The 14,476-nt window shown below is 64.5% G+C and carries 18 protein-coding genes; 7 read left to right on the top strand and 11 right to left on the bottom strand.

Translation table 11 applies throughout. From position 1 onward, the window contains the following. Positions 1-42: 42 nt before the first annotated feature. Positions 43-963 carry a hypothetical protein gene (locus AC07P1_RS13430; protein WP_494696273.1) on the bottom strand — a complete coding sequence of 307 codons (921 nt, stop codon included), beginning with the start codon at positions 961-963 and terminating at the stop codon, positions 43-45. A 189-nt stretch (positions 964-1,152) separates the two neighbouring features. Between AC07P1_RS13430 and AC07P1_RS13425 the strand changes: the two genes are divergently transcribed. Both AC07P1_RS13425 and AC07P1_RS13420 read left to right on the top strand, forming a co-directional pair. Then, positions 1,153-1,371 (top strand): RNA-binding S4 domain-containing protein, encoded by a 219-nt coding sequence (locus AC07P1_RS13425; protein ID WP_363497768.1) that lies wholly within the window; start codon positions 1,153-1,155, stop codon positions 1,369-1,371. Positions 1,372-1,546: 175 nt separating this feature from the next. Next, positions 1,547-1,840 carry a DUF883 family protein gene (locus tag AC07P1_RS13420; RefSeq protein WP_494696272.1) on the top strand — a complete coding sequence of 98 codons (294 nt, stop codon included), beginning with the start codon at positions 1,547-1,549 and terminating at the stop codon, positions 1,838-1,840. A 6-nt stretch (positions 1,841-1,846) separates the two neighbouring features. Here AC07P1_RS13420 and bufB read toward each other — a convergent pair whose 3' ends face one another. The 9 genes from bufB to AC07P1_RS13375 form a co-directional block, all read right to left on the bottom strand. Then, the gene (gene bufB / locus AC07P1_RS13415; protein WP_494696271.1) at positions 1,847-3,511 is read right to left on the bottom strand and encodes an MNIO family bufferin maturase; all 1,665 of its coding nucleotides are present in this window, start codon (positions 3,509-3,511) and stop codon (positions 1,847-1,849) included. A gap of 43 nt (positions 3,512-3,554) precedes the next feature. Next, positions 3,555-3,809, bottom strand: a complete 255-nt coding sequence (locus AC07P1_RS13410; RefSeq protein ID WP_315216874.1) for a BufA1 family periplasmic bufferin-type metallophore — start codon at positions 3,807-3,809, stop codon at positions 3,555-3,557. 190 nt (positions 3,810-3,999) lie between these two features. Next, positions 4,000-4,200, bottom strand: a complete 201-nt coding sequence (locus AC07P1_RS13405; RefSeq protein ID WP_494696270.1) for a YjfB family protein — start codon at positions 4,198-4,200, stop codon at positions 4,000-4,002. A gap of 53 nt (positions 4,201-4,253) precedes the next feature. Further along, the gene (mobB, locus tag AC07P1_RS13400) at positions 4,254-4,787 is read right to left on the bottom strand and encodes a molybdopterin-guanine dinucleotide biosynthesis protein B (RefSeq protein ID WP_494696269.1); all 534 of its coding nucleotides are present in this window, start codon (positions 4,785-4,787) and stop codon (positions 4,254-4,256) included. A gap of 106 nt (positions 4,788-4,893) precedes the next feature. Further along, positions 4,894-5,082, bottom strand: a complete 189-nt coding sequence (locus AC07P1_RS13395; protein ID WP_494696268.1) for a hypothetical protein — start codon at positions 5,080-5,082, stop codon at positions 4,894-4,896. A 67-nt stretch (positions 5,083-5,149) separates the two neighbouring features. After that, entirely contained in the window at positions 5,150-5,875 is a 726-nt protein-coding gene (locus AC07P1_RS13390) for a general secretion pathway protein GspB (RefSeq protein WP_494696267.1), read from the bottom strand. A 1-nt stretch (position 5,876) separates the two neighbouring features. Next, positions 5,877-7,589, bottom strand: a complete 1,713-nt coding sequence (locus AC07P1_RS13385) for an ExeA family protein (protein ID WP_494696266.1) — start codon at positions 7,587-7,589, stop codon at positions 5,877-5,879. Positions 7,590-7,613: 24 nt separating this feature from the next. Next, positions 7,614-8,141, bottom strand: a complete 528-nt coding sequence (locus tag AC07P1_RS13380; protein WP_494696265.1) for a hypothetical protein — start codon at positions 8,139-8,141, stop codon at positions 7,614-7,616. Beyond that, positions 8,141-8,314, bottom strand: a complete 174-nt coding sequence (locus AC07P1_RS13375) for a hypothetical protein (RefSeq protein WP_494696264.1) — start codon at positions 8,312-8,314, stop codon at positions 8,141-8,143. Before AC07P1_RS13375 ends, AC07P1_RS13380 begins: the two co-directional genes overlap by 1 nt. A 220-nt stretch (positions 8,315-8,534) precedes the next feature. Between AC07P1_RS13375 and AC07P1_RS13370 the strand changes: the two genes are divergently transcribed. Then, positions 8,535-9,905 carry a GIN domain-containing protein gene (locus tag AC07P1_RS13370; protein ID WP_494696263.1) on the top strand — a complete coding sequence of 457 codons (1,371 nt, stop codon included), beginning with the start codon at positions 8,535-8,537 and terminating at the stop codon, positions 9,903-9,905. Between the two features lie 248 nt (positions 9,906-10,153). On the opposite strand, the gene AC07P1_RS13365 is transcribed toward AC07P1_RS13370, so the two are convergent. Then, positions 10,154-10,420, bottom strand: coding sequence for a hypothetical protein (locus AC07P1_RS13365; protein ID WP_090315688.1), 267 nt, complete (start codon positions 10,418-10,420; stop codon positions 10,154-10,156). 293 nt (positions 10,421-10,713) lie between these two features. On the opposite strand from AC07P1_RS13365, the gene AC07P1_RS13360 reads away from it, so the two are divergent. The 4 genes from AC07P1_RS13360 (at position 10,714) to AC07P1_RS13345 (ending at position 14,470) form a co-directional block, all read left to right on the top strand. Then, positions 10,714-11,607, top strand: coding sequence for a glucosamine kinase nucleotide-binding domain-containing protein (locus AC07P1_RS13360; RefSeq protein WP_494696262.1), 894 nt, complete (start codon positions 10,714-10,716; stop codon positions 11,605-11,607). Between the two features lie 72 nt (positions 11,608-11,679). Further along, positions 11,680-12,357, top strand: a complete 678-nt coding sequence (locus AC07P1_RS13355; RefSeq protein ID WP_315217129.1) for a GntR family transcriptional regulator — start codon at positions 11,680-11,682, stop codon at positions 12,355-12,357. After that, positions 12,354-13,451, top strand: a complete 1,098-nt coding sequence (gene nagA / locus AC07P1_RS13350; RefSeq protein WP_494696261.1) for an N-acetylglucosamine-6-phosphate deacetylase — start codon at positions 12,354-12,356, stop codon at positions 13,449-13,451. The genes AC07P1_RS13355 and nagA overlap by 4 nt, the downstream gene beginning before the upstream one ends. 5 nt (positions 13,452-13,456) lie before the next feature. Then, positions 13,457-14,470: an SIS domain-containing protein gene (locus tag AC07P1_RS13345; protein WP_494696466.1), complete on the top strand. Its 1,014-nt coding sequence runs from the start codon at positions 13,457-13,459 to the stop codon at positions 14,468-14,470. The last annotated feature ends 6 nt before the right edge of the window (positions 14,471-14,476 follow it).

Genomic DNA, 14,476 nt, shown 5'->3' with positions numbered 1-14,476 from the left:
GATTAGCGCAGCGTTATCCGCCACGATCAGCCAGCGGCAAGATTAGAACCCGTAAGAGTAGCGCACCCCGGTCAGCACATCCGGCCGGGCGTTCGCATCGTGACCGGGATTGACGCGCAGCATCACCGCTCCGGTCAGCTTGCCCATTTTGCCGGCCTTGCCCACCATGGTGGTGTAGCCGAACTCCAGGTCGCGCTCGGTGGCGGTCGGCCGCAGATTCAAGGTCGGCGCGCCGAACTCCTGGCCGTTGGCATAACCGACACGCGTATCCAGGTCACCGTTTTGCAGCGAACCGGTGCGCACCTTGGCCGGCACCGACAAGGTCACCGCCAACCGGTCCTGGGATGTGAAAATCTGGCGCGTCGACAAGCCGACGCTGTACGCCATCGTCCGCACCGACGAGATCTGCGCCATCAAGCTATCGGGCGCGCCGAAACCTTCGGTCTTGCCATACGACGCCATCGCCATGACCGAGCTGCGCGGCGTCAGCGCATACCCCAGCGACAACGACGTGAATTTGGTGGTGGGACGGCTGCTCATGCCCCACGACGTGCCGGGCTGGCCGCCGCCCAGCGTGGAGCCGGTCTCGCGCAGCAAGCCGATGGTCAGGATGCCGACCGCGCGCCCGGTCTTCTTTTCGAACTCCGCGCTGCTCAGATATCGCCGGCTGCGCTCGTTCAGCAGGGGGCCGAGCGGATCGAGCAAGGACAGATTGTCCGGCAAGGCGCCGAAGTGCAAGCGCGGCGCGCCGGCGAAAGCGGCATAGCGGCGCGCGCCATCGGTCTGCAACTGGTCGACCAGTGCCGACTGCCGGTCGGCGGCGTCGAACAGCAGCGCGGAATTGGCGCGTTTTTCGTAGACCGGGGTGGTTTGCTGGGGGAACAAAGGATCGGATGTGGCCGCCCCGGCCGCTGTCGAGAGCGGAGAAACGATTACCAGCATAGTCAGGGAAAGCTTATTCATGATACTGCTCGGTAAGACATCGCTAAGACCCATCGCTGCTTAAATATTTGGCAGTCACTTCAGCATAGCAATTTTTTTTCCAAGTGACAACCCGATTCGTTCGGGTAAACTGCGCGGCTGTCGGAATGCCGCTACACTATCTGAAGTGACGTCGGCGCCGACTCTATATCATGGCAACAGAGGACAACAATGCAAAAAGTAAGCTTCGAATTGAACGGTGAATTTGTGGAACTGAACCAGCTGTTGAAGTTGGTTGGATTGTGCGACAGCGGCGGCGCCGGCAAGATGATGGTCGCCAGCGGCGCGGTGAAAGTCGACGGCAAGCAGGAATTGCGCAAGACCGCGAAAATCCGCGCCGGCCAGCAGGTCAGCGTCGGCGACGTTAAAATCAGCATTGACGCGGTGTAATTTCCTCTTGCTTTTAAGCAATAACGTACTAATCTATAAGCGCAGCCGAGAAAACGCTGCAGACGGGGGTGAGCGTGTTTGATTACGCGCAAACCGACTGGCGATATCGTAGTTATATTGGAATTGCTTGCCACCCGGCTTTTTCAACCAGTTTCTTTACGACCAGGGGGACGTCATGGACGGTCCTGAACCACATAGCCCAACCCAGGAAAAACTGCTCGACGATCTGCGCCAGGTGATAGAAAACGCCGAAGAGCTGCTCAAGAACACCAATCAGTACCACGGCGCGCTGTACCAGGGCGCGCGCGCCAAGCTGGCGCAGGCGCTGCTGACCGCGACCGAGGAACTGGCCCGGTTTGAAGACGTGCAGATCGGCCGCATGATCGAGCTGACGGCCGCCGCCAATAAACTGCACCGGGATTTGACGGGCGAAGCCAAGGTCCTGCGCGCGTTCAAACCCGACCACTGATACCGGTCACCCCGTTTCACCCACCCCATCTATTTTGACGATCAGCGCGTGGGCCAGCCAGAGTTGTAAATTGCCGGCCACGTCAAAGGCTTCGTCGATGTCGAACGCGGCATCGAGCGCGGCGCCGAAATCCCTCCCCTCCCCCAGTACCCGCAGCGCCGCGTGACCGGCGCCACTGAGCGGAACCACCTGCGTTTTCCAAGCCGGACGCGCGACCACGCCGTAACTCGGCGCCGCCATGTGTTCGGGGAAGCCTGTCCCGCTGTCAGGCTGATGCGCCTGCCACAGCGGAATCGTCGCCCACTCCGACGACAACAGCCGGCAGGCCGGATGCAGTGTCATCCGCGCCGCCTCCATCTGTTCCGGCGACAACGCGGCAAGCCGCCGCGCGGCGACGCCCCGCGCCGCCGGTGCGTAGTGCGCCCGGTGCAGCGCCCACTCCAGCGCCGCCATGTCCGGCAGATAGGGATAATCGGCCACGTGCGGAAAGTGGCGCAGGAACGCGTCGAAGTCGGCGCCGAAACGGTTAAGGTCGCCGCTCGAGGATGGATAGGCACGGCCGTAGGCTTTGCCCAGGCCGCTGAAAAACTCCTCTCCCATGAGCATCCGCACCACCGGATAGGCGGCCGACAAGGTCTTGTCCCAAGTCGCGCTGAGGTTGCCGCGATAGAGCCCGAACCGGTGTTCGTTGTCGCTGCCCTTGAATTGCGATAACACCGGTTCCGTCTGGCCGGGGTCGAGCAGCGCGCCGGCGAACAGTTGTTGACCGGCGGCGAGTTCGGGGGCGTCCGTCTCCTGCGCGAGCGCCGCCGCCAAACGCGGCGGCTCCGCAGGCGGCGCGGCATAGCGGCGATGCAGCGCCTCGGCCTTGGCGGCCTCTTCCAGCAGCACCTCGACCGGCGGGATGTCGGTATCCCACTCGATCAAGGTCGGCACCGCGCCGAAGCGCTCCAGTGCCGCCTCGTACAGCCGCCAAACGGGGTCGGCCACCGTCGCGCCGTGGTGGTCGATCACAGCCCGGGGCGTCACCAGATGACCGGCCAGATGCATTTCACCGACCGTACCGGGCGCGATGGCGGCGATGGCGGCCAGCGCGTCCTCGTCGTGGTTGCACTGGTTGACGTAGAGGTTGTTGATATCGAGGAGCAGGCCGCAACCGGTGCGCGCCGCCAGCGCCGCCATGAACTCCGCCTCGCTCATCGCATCGCGGTGAAACCGTACATAGGTAGAAACGTTTTCAAGCAGCAGTTGGCGTTTGAGCGTGTCCTGCACGTGGCTGACGCGCGCGCTCAGCATATCGAGCGCGGCAAGGTCCAACGTCAGCGGCAAGAGATCGTTGAGATGGCGGTCGCCGACGGCGCCCCAGCACAGGTGTTCCGACACCAGCACCGGTTCGATCCGTCGCACCAGGCTGCGCACGCTGTCGAGGTGGCGCTCGGAAAAGCCGCGCGCCGAGCCCAGTCCCAGGCCGACGCCATGCAAGCTGATCGGATAGTCGCGCCGCAGTTGCTCCAGCACGTGGCTATCCCAGCCGGCTTGATCGAGGTAATTTTCGGTGTGAACTTCGAGCCAGGCGGCGCGCGGCCGCTGCTCGAGAAACTGACGGTAGTGCGGAGCCCGTAATCCAACGCCGACACCCGGCTTCGGCTCCGACTGGCGTGGCGGCGGCATGGCTCCGCTGATTGTGACGATTGCTATGTGCGTATCGCCGCGATTACTTGGCCGGTGGCGTGGTTTTGCCGCCAGCTTTTTCGCAGGTGCCTTTTGCCACGTATTTCCACTCGGTCGGAGCGTTGTCGACCTTGGCCTGGCCGGCGCACGAGTGCGTGCCGTTGGCGGCGGCGCAATCATTCTGGCCGGCCTTGGCGATGCCGTAGCACTTTTCCTTCGGCGTATCTTGATCGACGGCGGCGGCGGTGACGCAGACGGTGGCCAGGGCGGCGGCGATCAGGGCTTGACGTTTATTCATGGTAAATCTCCTCGAGTGGGTGATTGAATTCAGAACCGCAGCGTATCAGTAATAACGTAGATACGCTTGTTTCTGTTGAGCGGATTCAAATCGAAGAGAGGAGCGGATCGAACGATCGCGCAAAGACGCCGCGCACCCGACGGCGCACGGTGCTTGCATGCGGCGCCGGGAGGCGCCACGCAGCCGCCGTTCAGGCGGTGGTGTTGATGGTGTTACCCAGGTTCGAAGGCAATCTCTGCGCCGACTGCGCGGGAGGAATGGCTTCAATCAAGGCCTGCGCGCTGGAAGCCTGGATATCCTGGGCTTTTTTCAGCACGGCCAGGCCGACCGCCTGCTTGGTGCCGGTTTCGGCGATCGAGGTTGCGGCTTGAGCAATACTTGAAACGTCCATATCATCCTCCTTTAAGGGGTATCACTTCTTTTACGGATGATTTGAAAAGAACTTTAGGCTTGCGGCGGTTTATTTTGACGTTTTTTCTCGACGTGGGCCACCAGCCAGGCCAGTACGTCGGCGGGCGCGTTCAGGTCCAGCCATACCGTGCCGGGCAACAAATCGGCGGGCCGGGGCAGGTCAGAGGCGACCGCGACGACGTGCGGATCGAGCGGATACAGCGGCGCACGCCCCTGCTCGGCGCGATAGACTTCCAGCTTATCGATCGGATACGTCTTGAACCCTTCGAGCAGGGTCAGGTCGGCCGGCGACAGGCGGTCCAGCTGTTCCTGCAAACCAGGTTCTGGCGCGCCGCGCAGTTCGCGGATGATAGCGACACGGAACGGCGACGCCACCATGACTTCGGCCGCGCCGGCCATGCGCAAACGGGCGCTGTCCTTCTGCGGCGGCTCCAGTTCCAGGTCGTGGTGGCTGTGCTTGATGACATTGACCTTCAGCCCCTGCGCAGCCAGCCGGGCGATCAGGAATTCCAGCAACGTGGTCTTACCGCTGCCGGACGTCCCGATGACGCCCAGAACATTGCGCATGTGCGCGGAACTCTCTTGCTGCATCGATCAACCCCTCTACCCCAATCTGTTACCGCCATTATACGCAGCAACATTTAAGGACGCAGCGAGGCTTCCGGTCAGATATTTACTCGTCGTTCTTTTGGTTGAACGCATCGTTGCGCGCACGGCCGTTGGCCAGCAGGACCAGGCCTAGGCATAGCAGCCCGGCGCCGTAGCCGATCGGTTCCTGCTGGGTATCGACTTCCGCCGCCTGCGCGCGTGGCATGGCGAAGGCTGCGGCTATCAGGAAAGGCAAGATTTTCAGATGCTTCATGATATTTCCCCATGCATTGTTTTCAATGATAAGAAAATATCACTACGGGGTGACAAGTTGATGACACTCAATACGGAACGCGGTAACGATAGCCTTTGAAATTGAAGACGGCTTCCTTGGGGTTCAGCTTTTCCAGTTTCAGGCCGGGCGCGACCTCCTCCCCTTCGCGGCGCAGGACTTTGTCGATCAACAACAGCCGGTCGGACGGATTCTTGGAATAAATGTAGCCGCCGACGGCGACCTGCGGAATCGAGCGCTGGATGGGCTCGGGCAGATCGCGCAAATTCTGGACCGGCTCCTCGAACGCGGCGGGCGCCTTGGCCTGCGCGCCCGGGGCCGCCGCGGGGCTTGCATTGGCGCCAGCCTGAGGCGCGGCCTGAACCGTTTGCGACTCGGCGTGTTTGCGCGGCGCCGGGGTGAGCGTGGCCACCGGTGGCGGCAGCGCGGCGACGGGCGCCGCCAACGGCGCGGCACTATCGGCGACAACCTGGACTGGAGTCTGCGTGGCGAAGACCGGGGCCGCCGGCACCGGCGGCGCGGCTGGCGCCGGTGCGCCAACCCCACCCCGCACAAGCGGAGCGTCGGCGGGCGCCGCCGCCGGCTTCAACACCATCACCAGCAGCGCGGCAATCACCACACCCATCGCCAAGATCACCAGCAGCATCGGCTTTTTAAGCCGTCCGCCGGCCGAAGACCGGTCCACCGATTGCAACGTGGGCGCGTGCAGGGTCGGCGAGTTGCCGAGTTGACGTTCCGCCTGCGCTTTTTTCAACGCTTCCAAAATATAGGACATATTATTTCCCTGCCACGGCGTCGGCCTTGCCGGCACGGGCCAGCAAACGTGGTTCCTGTACGCCGCCCAACTGATACAGTCGGATGAAAGTTTTCGGACCGGCCACGCCGTCCGCCTTGAGATGCTGCTCGGTCTGGAACTCGGTCAGGCGGCTGCGCAACGCCGCGTCCAACGGCTGATTTTCCTGCGGCTTTTTCAGCTCGTACAGTTGCGACAAGCGTTTGGCGAGCCAGTCCACATCGGGACCGTGATCGCCGACGGACACCTCGTCGCGCCAACTGCGTGGCGCCCGCCAGAACGTGGTGAACTCGCCGCCGAAGCGCGCGGCCAGCGCATCCAGGCCGATGGTTTGCGGCGCGCCGCCAGGGGGCGTGATGGTCGCGTTGCGTCTGTCCAGCGCGGTCAACAACACATAGTTGGGCGCGACGGGATCGTCGCGCAGGGTCAGCACGGCCGGACGGTCCAGCAGGCGCAGATCCTCGATGCCGCCTTTGGTTTGCAGGCAACGCAGATTCAGGCGCGCCGCCGTCGGACATGGATCGCCGTCGGCCAGCGCCAGCCCCCACATGCCGGCGAGCTGGCGCAACGCCGCCGCCTTGCCTGCGCCCTCGGTCGCAGGCGCCGCCGGCATTGTGTTGGCCGCAGGGGCCAAGGACGCCGCCGGCGCAAGCCCGGGCGTCCGCGCGCCTGCCTTCGGCGCGGCGGCAGCGGCGCCACCGGCTGCCAAAGGCGTCGCCGACGCGGCCTGGGCGCTCGGCATGCCCGGCTTCGCGTCGTGCGCCGCCAACTGCCACAACACCGCGCTGACGATCACACCGCCGAGCGCGCCGGCGGCCACCAGCGGCCAGCGCCGGCCCGACGACGCGGCAAGCAAGGCGCCCGGCACCACTTCCTGCCCGGAAAACACCTCCGACGCCGCGCGGCGCAAGATGACGCGTGTCACCTGCGGTTGGTTCTCGACATATGCCCCCAGCAGCGCCCGGTCGCACAGCAGGTTGATACGGCGCGGCACGCCTTTCGCCAGACTGTGCACCAGCCCCATCAGGCGACGCGGAAACGGCGCGATCGCCGACGCGCCGGCCACCGCCAGACGGTGCTCGATATAGGCGCCCGTTTCGGCCTCGGTCAGCGAACCCAGGTGATAGCGGGCGATGACACGCTGCGCCAACTGTTCCAGCTCCGGCCGCGCCAGCATCGTGCGCAGTTCTGGCTGGCCGATCAGAATGATCTGCAGCAGCTTGCGCTCGCTCGTTTCCAGATTCGTCAGCAGGCGCAACTGCTCCAGCACCTCGGCCGACAGGTTCTGCGCCTCGTCGATGATGAGCACATTGTTCTTGGCCTGCGCGTGGCTGGCCAGCAGATAGGCGTTGATCGCGTCGACATAGCCCTTGACGCTGACGGCCCCGGCGCCCTGCGGCGGCAGCTCGATGCCGAACTCGTCGCAGATCGACAGCAGCAACTCCTCCACCGACAGCTTGGGATTGAAGATATAGCCCAGCTTGCAGTTCTCGGGGATCTGCTCCATGAAGCAGCGGCACACGGTGGTCTTGCCGGCGCCGATCTCCCCCGTCAACAGCACGAAACCGCCGCCGCTGCCGATGCCGTACAGCAGATGGGCCAGCGCCTCGCGGTGGCGTTCGCTCATGAACAGGTAGCGCGGATCGGGCGCGATGGAAAACGGCGATTGCTTCAGATTGAAAAAGTGGGTGTACATGAAGACCTTGGGAGTGCGCGTACCCTATTTTAGCCGCTGGCGCACGGCGGGCGGCTGCACCGGCGGCAAGGGCTTGTACTTCGCGCAGTAAATCTTGGATTTGGTATCGAAATAAACGATGCGGCTGGCCGGCTTGGCCTCGCGCACGGGGAAGGCCGACGTGTCGATTCTCGCATAATGGACGCCGACCTGGGCGATGATCGCCTTTTCCAGCTCCTCCGGCGTGGCCTCGGCCACGGCGCCGACGAAGATATAGGTGCTGGTGTCGTCGCTGACCATCACCTCGGAGACCGGCGTGCCCCACAGGTTGGCGCCCTCGGTCTTGAACCAGAAGGCGCCGCCGTCGTGTTTGTAGGCCGGACCGAAGGCCTTAAGCAGGTAATCGTAGTAATAGAAATTGGCGGTCTGGTCGCGGCACAGCAGGCCGTTGCCGATGACGGTGCCGAAGGTGGTGGGCACTGCTTGCGCCAGGGCGGCGCCGGAAAGCAGCATGGCGGACGCCGCCAGCACGCAACAACGGGCGTGGCGTCGCAATAAGGAAAACGTCATCATTAAAGTTTCGATAACCAGGAGCGGTTGGCGCTGATACGTGCCTTGGCGGTCGCCGGCAACGCCTCGTAGCATCCCGGGTACTGCTTCAAGGCCGTTTCCCGGATTTCCTTCTGTAAGCCGTTGATCAGGAACACGTATAGCACCGAACCGTCGTTGGTGTTTTTTGTCCCCATGTATTTAATCATGTCCGCCCCCCGCTTCCGTTTCCCCGCTCGAGCATCAGTAACCCGATTATGACATTATCGGCGCCCGCCACGACAAGTTGAATCGCAGTTCAGCGCCGCTTTTTTGCCGTTGATCCCACTATTCCGCGCATCCGTCCCATTCCGCGCGCCGCTTGCTTGCTTTTGTCATATCGTTCATTCCTCGCCACTTCCACAATCGAGATAAAAAATGAAGCAGACGATCAAACACCAGGCGCTGGCCTGCACCCTGCTGGCGGCCGCCGTCGCCGGCGGCTACGCCCAGGCCGACAGCAAGTCCGACAGCAAGTCCGACGGCGCCATCGGCACCGAGACCCGCACCGTCGCGCCGTTCACCAGCATCAACCTGAACGGCCCGTTCCGCGTGATCGTCACCAACCAGGCCGGCAACGGCATCGAACTGTCCGGTCCGCGCAAAAAGTTCGCCGACATCGAAACCTCGGTCAGCGGCGACACGCTCACCGTGCGCCAGCCGCGCAAAAAGAGCAACGGCTGGGTCTTCAACTTTAACTGGAACAACGACCACAAGTCGCAGGTGACGGTGCGAATCAACGCCGCGACCTTGAAAAGCCTGCGCGCCGCCGGCAGCGGCGACGTCGATCTGCAACAATTCCAGGGCCAGACGCTCAGTTTGACGTCGGAGGGCTCCGGCGACATCCACGCCAACGGCACGGTGACCGACCTGGCGGTCACCTCGTCCGGCAGCGGCGACCTCGACCTTCGCACCCTGAAGGCGGCCAGCCTCAACGTCGTCTCGAACGGTCCCGGCGACATCAACGCCGCCGGCGTCACGCAGGATCTGAACATCTCGGTCAACGGGCCGGGCGACCTCGACATTGCCGACATCAACGCCGGCAAGATCAACACCGCGATGCACGGGCCGGGATCGGTCACCTTGCGCGGCAACGCCAGGGAGATCCGCGCCGAAGTGGCGGGCCCGGGCGATTTGGACGCCTGCGGACTGAGCGCCGAAGCGGCCAGCGCCATGCTGCACGGTCCGGGCGACGCCTGCATCGCCGGCAACATCAAGAAACTCGACGCCGAAGTCCACGGCTCGGGCGACCTGACGGTGCGCGGCCTGCAGGCGCAAACGGTGCGCGCCATCCTTAGCGGCCCGGGCAGCATGAGCTTGTCGGGGGCGACGGCAATGTTGAGCGCGGAGGTGAGCGGTTCCGGCGATCTGGAGGCCAACACGCTGCAGGTCGGGCGCGCGGTGGCGCGCAGCCGTGGGCCGGGCAATATTCATTTGAACAGGGTCAGCGATACGCTGGAGGCGGAAGTGGGCGGCTCCGGCGACTTGACGGCGATGGCCGACTGCAAGAGCGTGCGCCTGAACATGCACGGTCCGGGCGAGGTCAAGCTCGACGGCAAGACCGCCACGCTGACCGCGCAGCTGAGCGGCTCGGGCAACCTCAACGCTAAGCAATTGTGGACCGGCCAGGCCGACGTCATCGTGCGCGGGCCGGGCAACGCGGTGGTCAACGTGAACGGCAAGGCGGCCGAGCAATCGCGCCTGGTGACGTACGAGCGCACCGGCACCCGCGACAAGGCCAACAATTAATTAAAGGCAAATCCGGGGTCAGGTCCACCATTTCTACACGGGCTGGACCTTATTGGGCCGTCGACGGCTCTTGGCGGATTACGGCGTGCCGCCTAATCCGCCCTACGTGGATCCGAGGCGCATCACAGGAGCACGGCCATTGCGAAAATCCACGGCCCGTGTCCGCCACGCACCAAGGAGACACGTAGGGCGGATTAGCGTAGCGTAATCCGCCAAATGCGGCCAGCGGCGCAAGCACCGTCTAAACATCAATCGAAGCAGAGACGCTTCTTGGTGGCGGCAATCAGCTTGTCGTCATACGGATGCAGATTCTCGACGAACAGCAGCTCCGTCTCGTCCGGCTCTTCCAGGCACATTTCAATCATCATCGGACCGTCTTCCATGCGGCCCAAAAAGTGCGATGGCCAGCGGTTCTTGCGGTGGGTCTTCAGCACTTCCATCCCCAGCTTGGCCAACGGCGCCTTCACGCCCGCAGCCAACGCTTCGCGCTGCCAGTCGTCCCAATAGTCAGTCATTTGTCTTACCTTTAAATATCTAGCAAAGCGGAATTGTACTCCTTCCGCTCCCCTCCCTACCAAAACCAGACCAAAGTGGCATGCATGACCGGCTCACCTCCAAGCTTGCTGCGGCTAGCCAATTCCCATTAAAAACAATAAGTTACCAATAGATACCAACTCGGCAACGCAAGTCCACTTCAATATTTTATAATACCAGTTAAATACCTGTTGACAAGCTGGTTGGGCAACCATATAGTGCCCTCAACCACCCGGCCCGGCCGGATTCCCAGCGACAGCGTTTTCGGATACCCATGATCGAATTTTTAATCGGCGTTGACGGCGGAGGCAGTGGCACCAGGGTTCGCCTGGCGCGCGCCGACGGCGTCGAACTGGCCAACGGCGCCAGCGGCCCGTCGGCCTTGTCGCACGGCATCGCCGGCGCCTGGGCCGCCGTCGAGGACGCCGCCGCGAAGGCCTTCGCCGCCGCCGGACTGAGTTTCCCCGCCAGATCGTCCATCGCCATCGGCCTCGGCCTGGCCGGCGTCCATAACCGGGCCTGGGCCGCCGAGTTCGTCGCCGCCAATCCAGGCTATGCGCACCTGGCGCTGGAGTCGGACGGCTACACCACCGTGCTGGGCGCCCATGCCGGCCAGCCGGGCGCCATCATCGCGCTGGGCACCGGTAGCGTCGGCGAGGTCAAAACGGCGGATGGCCGCCATATCGAAATGGGCGGCTGGGGCTTCCCCGCCGGCGACGAGGCCAGCGGCGCCTGGATGGGACTGCGCGCGGCCAACCACTTGCAGCAGGTGCTCGACGGCCGCATGCCGGACAACGCCTTCGCCGCCGACGTGGCGCAGGCCTGCGGCGCGGCGCAAGACATGAACGCCACGCAAGCGCGCAACACAGTGCAAAACTGGCTGGCCAAAGCCACGCAGACCCGATACGCGCAGCTGGCGCCCGTGGTGCTGCGCCATGGCGAATCGAATCCGACCGCGCAAGCGATCCTGCTCGAAGCTGGACGCGAAGTGGAACGCCTGGCCAACGCGCTCGATCCGAGCGGCGCGCTGCCGATCGCGCTATGCGGCGGCCTGGGTGCGCCGCTGCGCCCCTACCTGCCGGCGGCGGTGCTGGCGCGCAGCGTGACGCCGCACGGCGATTCGTCGGCCGGCGCGCTGCGGCTGATCCAACAACGATTGAAGGAGTAGCCCGTGCTAGCCCAGTCGAGCGAACAGTTGAAGGACTTCGAACCGGACGCCGGCAGCGACACGCCGCTGTACATGCAGCTGGCGAACAAGCTGTCCGACGGCATCGTCAACGGCGAGTGGCGCGCCAACGAAGCCTTGCCTTCGGAACGGGTGCTGTCGGAGATGCTGAACATCTCGCGCGTCACCGCCCGCAAGGCGATCGACATGCTGTGCGAGCGCGGCATGTTGACACGCAAGCGCGGCTCGGGCACCTACATCACGCCTAAGCTGGAGCAGCCCTTGTCGCGCCTGACCAGCTTTTCCGAGGAACTGCGCGAGCGCGGCTTCAACGCCGGCTCGCGCTGGCTGCAACGCGACATCGGCGTGGCTTCGCCGGTGGAAGTGCTGTCGCTCGGGCTCTCGCCCAACATGCCGGTGGCGCGCCTGAAGCGCCTGCGCACCGCCGACGACGTGGTGATGGCGATCGAAACGACCACCATCCCGGCGCAGTACATGCCCAACCCGCACAGCGTGACCGATTCGCTGTACGGCTATCTGGAATCGAAGGGCACGATCCCGATGCGCGCGTTGCAGCATATCCGCGCCGTCAACGCCAGCGTGGAGCAGGCGCGCCTGGCCAACATACCTGCGGGTGCCGCCATGCTGCACATCACCCGCGTCAGTTATCTCGACAACGGCGCAGCGGTGGAACTGACCCACTCGTATTGCCGAAGTGATTATTATGAATTCGTAGCGGAGTCGCGCAGATGAGCAGTGCAATCAAAGGCAACATCCTTACGCCGGCGGGCTGGATCCGCGGCGAGGTCACATTCGACGAACGCGTGATCGCCATCACCGGCGGCGGCATCGATCCGGCCCTCAACGCCGACGACTACATCATCCCCGGCTTCATCGACCTGCACGTGCACGGCGGCGGCGGCAAGGACGTGATGGAGGGCGGCGACGCGGTCCACACCATCGCCGCCATCCACGCGCGGCACGGCACCACCAGCATGCTGGCGACCACCATGACAGCGCCGCCGGAGGATATCGACCTCGCGCTCGCCGGCATCGGCAAGGCCGCCGCCCAGCGTGGCAAAGGCGAGGCGCGCGTGCTCGGCGCCCACCTCGAAGGCCCCTACATCAACTCCGGCAAACTCGGTGCGCAGCCCAACTACGCCCGCTCGGCCAAGCTGGCCGACGTCGAACGCCTCGAAACGCTGGCCCCCTTGAAACTGATCACCGTGGCGCCGGAAATCGACGGCCACCTGGAACTGGTCAAGGAGCTGTCGGACGCCGGCATGCGGGTGCAGATCGGCCACACCCTGGGTTCCTACGAGGACGGCAAAGCCGCGCTGGAAAACGGCGCCCACGGCTTCACCCACCTGTTCAACGCCATGACCGGCCTGCACCACCGCGAACCCGGCATGGTGGGCGCGGCGCTGGCGCACGCGCAGTACGCCGAACTGATACCGGACCTGCTGCACGTGCACCCGGGCGCCATCAAGACCGCGCTGCGCTGCATTCCGCGCCTGTATTGCGTGACCGATTCCACCTCCGCCACCGGCATGCCGGACGGCGAATATATGCTGGGCCGCCAGGTCGTCATGAAGTGCATGGGCGGCGTGCGCCTGCCCGACGGCACCCTGGCCGGCAGCACCCTCACCATGGACCAGGCGCTGCGCAACCTGGTCGGACTCGGCCTCGATCTGGCGGATGCCTCGGCACGGGTCTCAACGTATGCGGCCGACTATCTCGGCCTGCAAGAGCGGGGCCGCGTGGCCCCCGGCGCCTACGCCGACCTCGTGGTGCTCGACCGTGACCTGAACCTCAAAGCCGTCTATATCGAAGGAGAATTGTTGTGACCTCAATGATGTTGAAAGAAGCCCTGTCCGCCGCTGATTGCGTGGCCCTGCAACTGGACCACGATGGCGACCGTTACGCGGAGCTGGGCCGCAAATTGAGGAGCACCTCGTTCTCGACCGCGCTGACCATCGCGCGCGGCTCGTCGGACCACGCCTGCGCCTACGCCGCCTACCTGATCATGGCGCGCCTGGGCCGCGTGGTCGCGTCGCTGCCGATGTCGCTGGTGACCTTGAACAAATCGCCGCTGATCACTCGCGACACGCTGGCGATCTCGATCTCGCAATCGGGCCAGAGCCCGGACGTGGTAGAGCCGATCAAATACTTCCGCGACGGCGGCGCCACCACCATCGCGCTGGTCAACGACATCGATTCGCCGCTGGCGCACGCCGCCGAATGGGCCATGCCGCTACGCGCCGGTAAAGAACAAAGCGTGGCCGCGACCAAGAGCTTCATCACCAGCCTGGTGGCCGGCGCGCGCCTGGTGGCCGCGTGGCAGAACGATCCCGAGCTGCTGGCCGGCCTGCAGGCGCTGCCCGAGTCGCTGCGCGCCGCCACCACCGAGGACTGGTCCCCGGCGCTGGAGGTGCTGGCGCCCGCCCGCAATATCATGGTGGTCGGTCGCGGCATCAGCTTCCCGGTCGCGCTGGAAGCCTCGTTGAAGTTCAAGGAAACCTCGGCGCTGCAGGCGGAAGCCTTCAGCGGCGCGGAGATCAAGCACGGCCCGATGGCGTTGATCGAGGAAGGCTATCCGCTGGTGATCTTCGCCACACGCGGCCCGACGCAAGCGGGTCTGCTGCAATTGGCCAGCGAGATGCGCGGCCGTGGCGCCCGCGTGCTGCTGGCCGCGCCGGCCGACGTGGCCGAGCGCGACCTGACGTTGCCGGTGGCGGCGACGCCGGATCTCGATCCGATCGTGGCGATCCAGACCTTCTACGTGATGGCGGCGAAACTGTCGGCGGCGCGCGGCATGGACCCGGACGCGCCGCGCCATCTGAGCAAAGTCACCAAAACAAATTAAGCACGC

This window comes from Duganella sp. GW821-FHT07F09, assembly GCF_059418705.1.
Note: the sequence above shows the minus strand (reverse complement) of the source record. Positions and strands in the feature narration are given on the sequence as shown.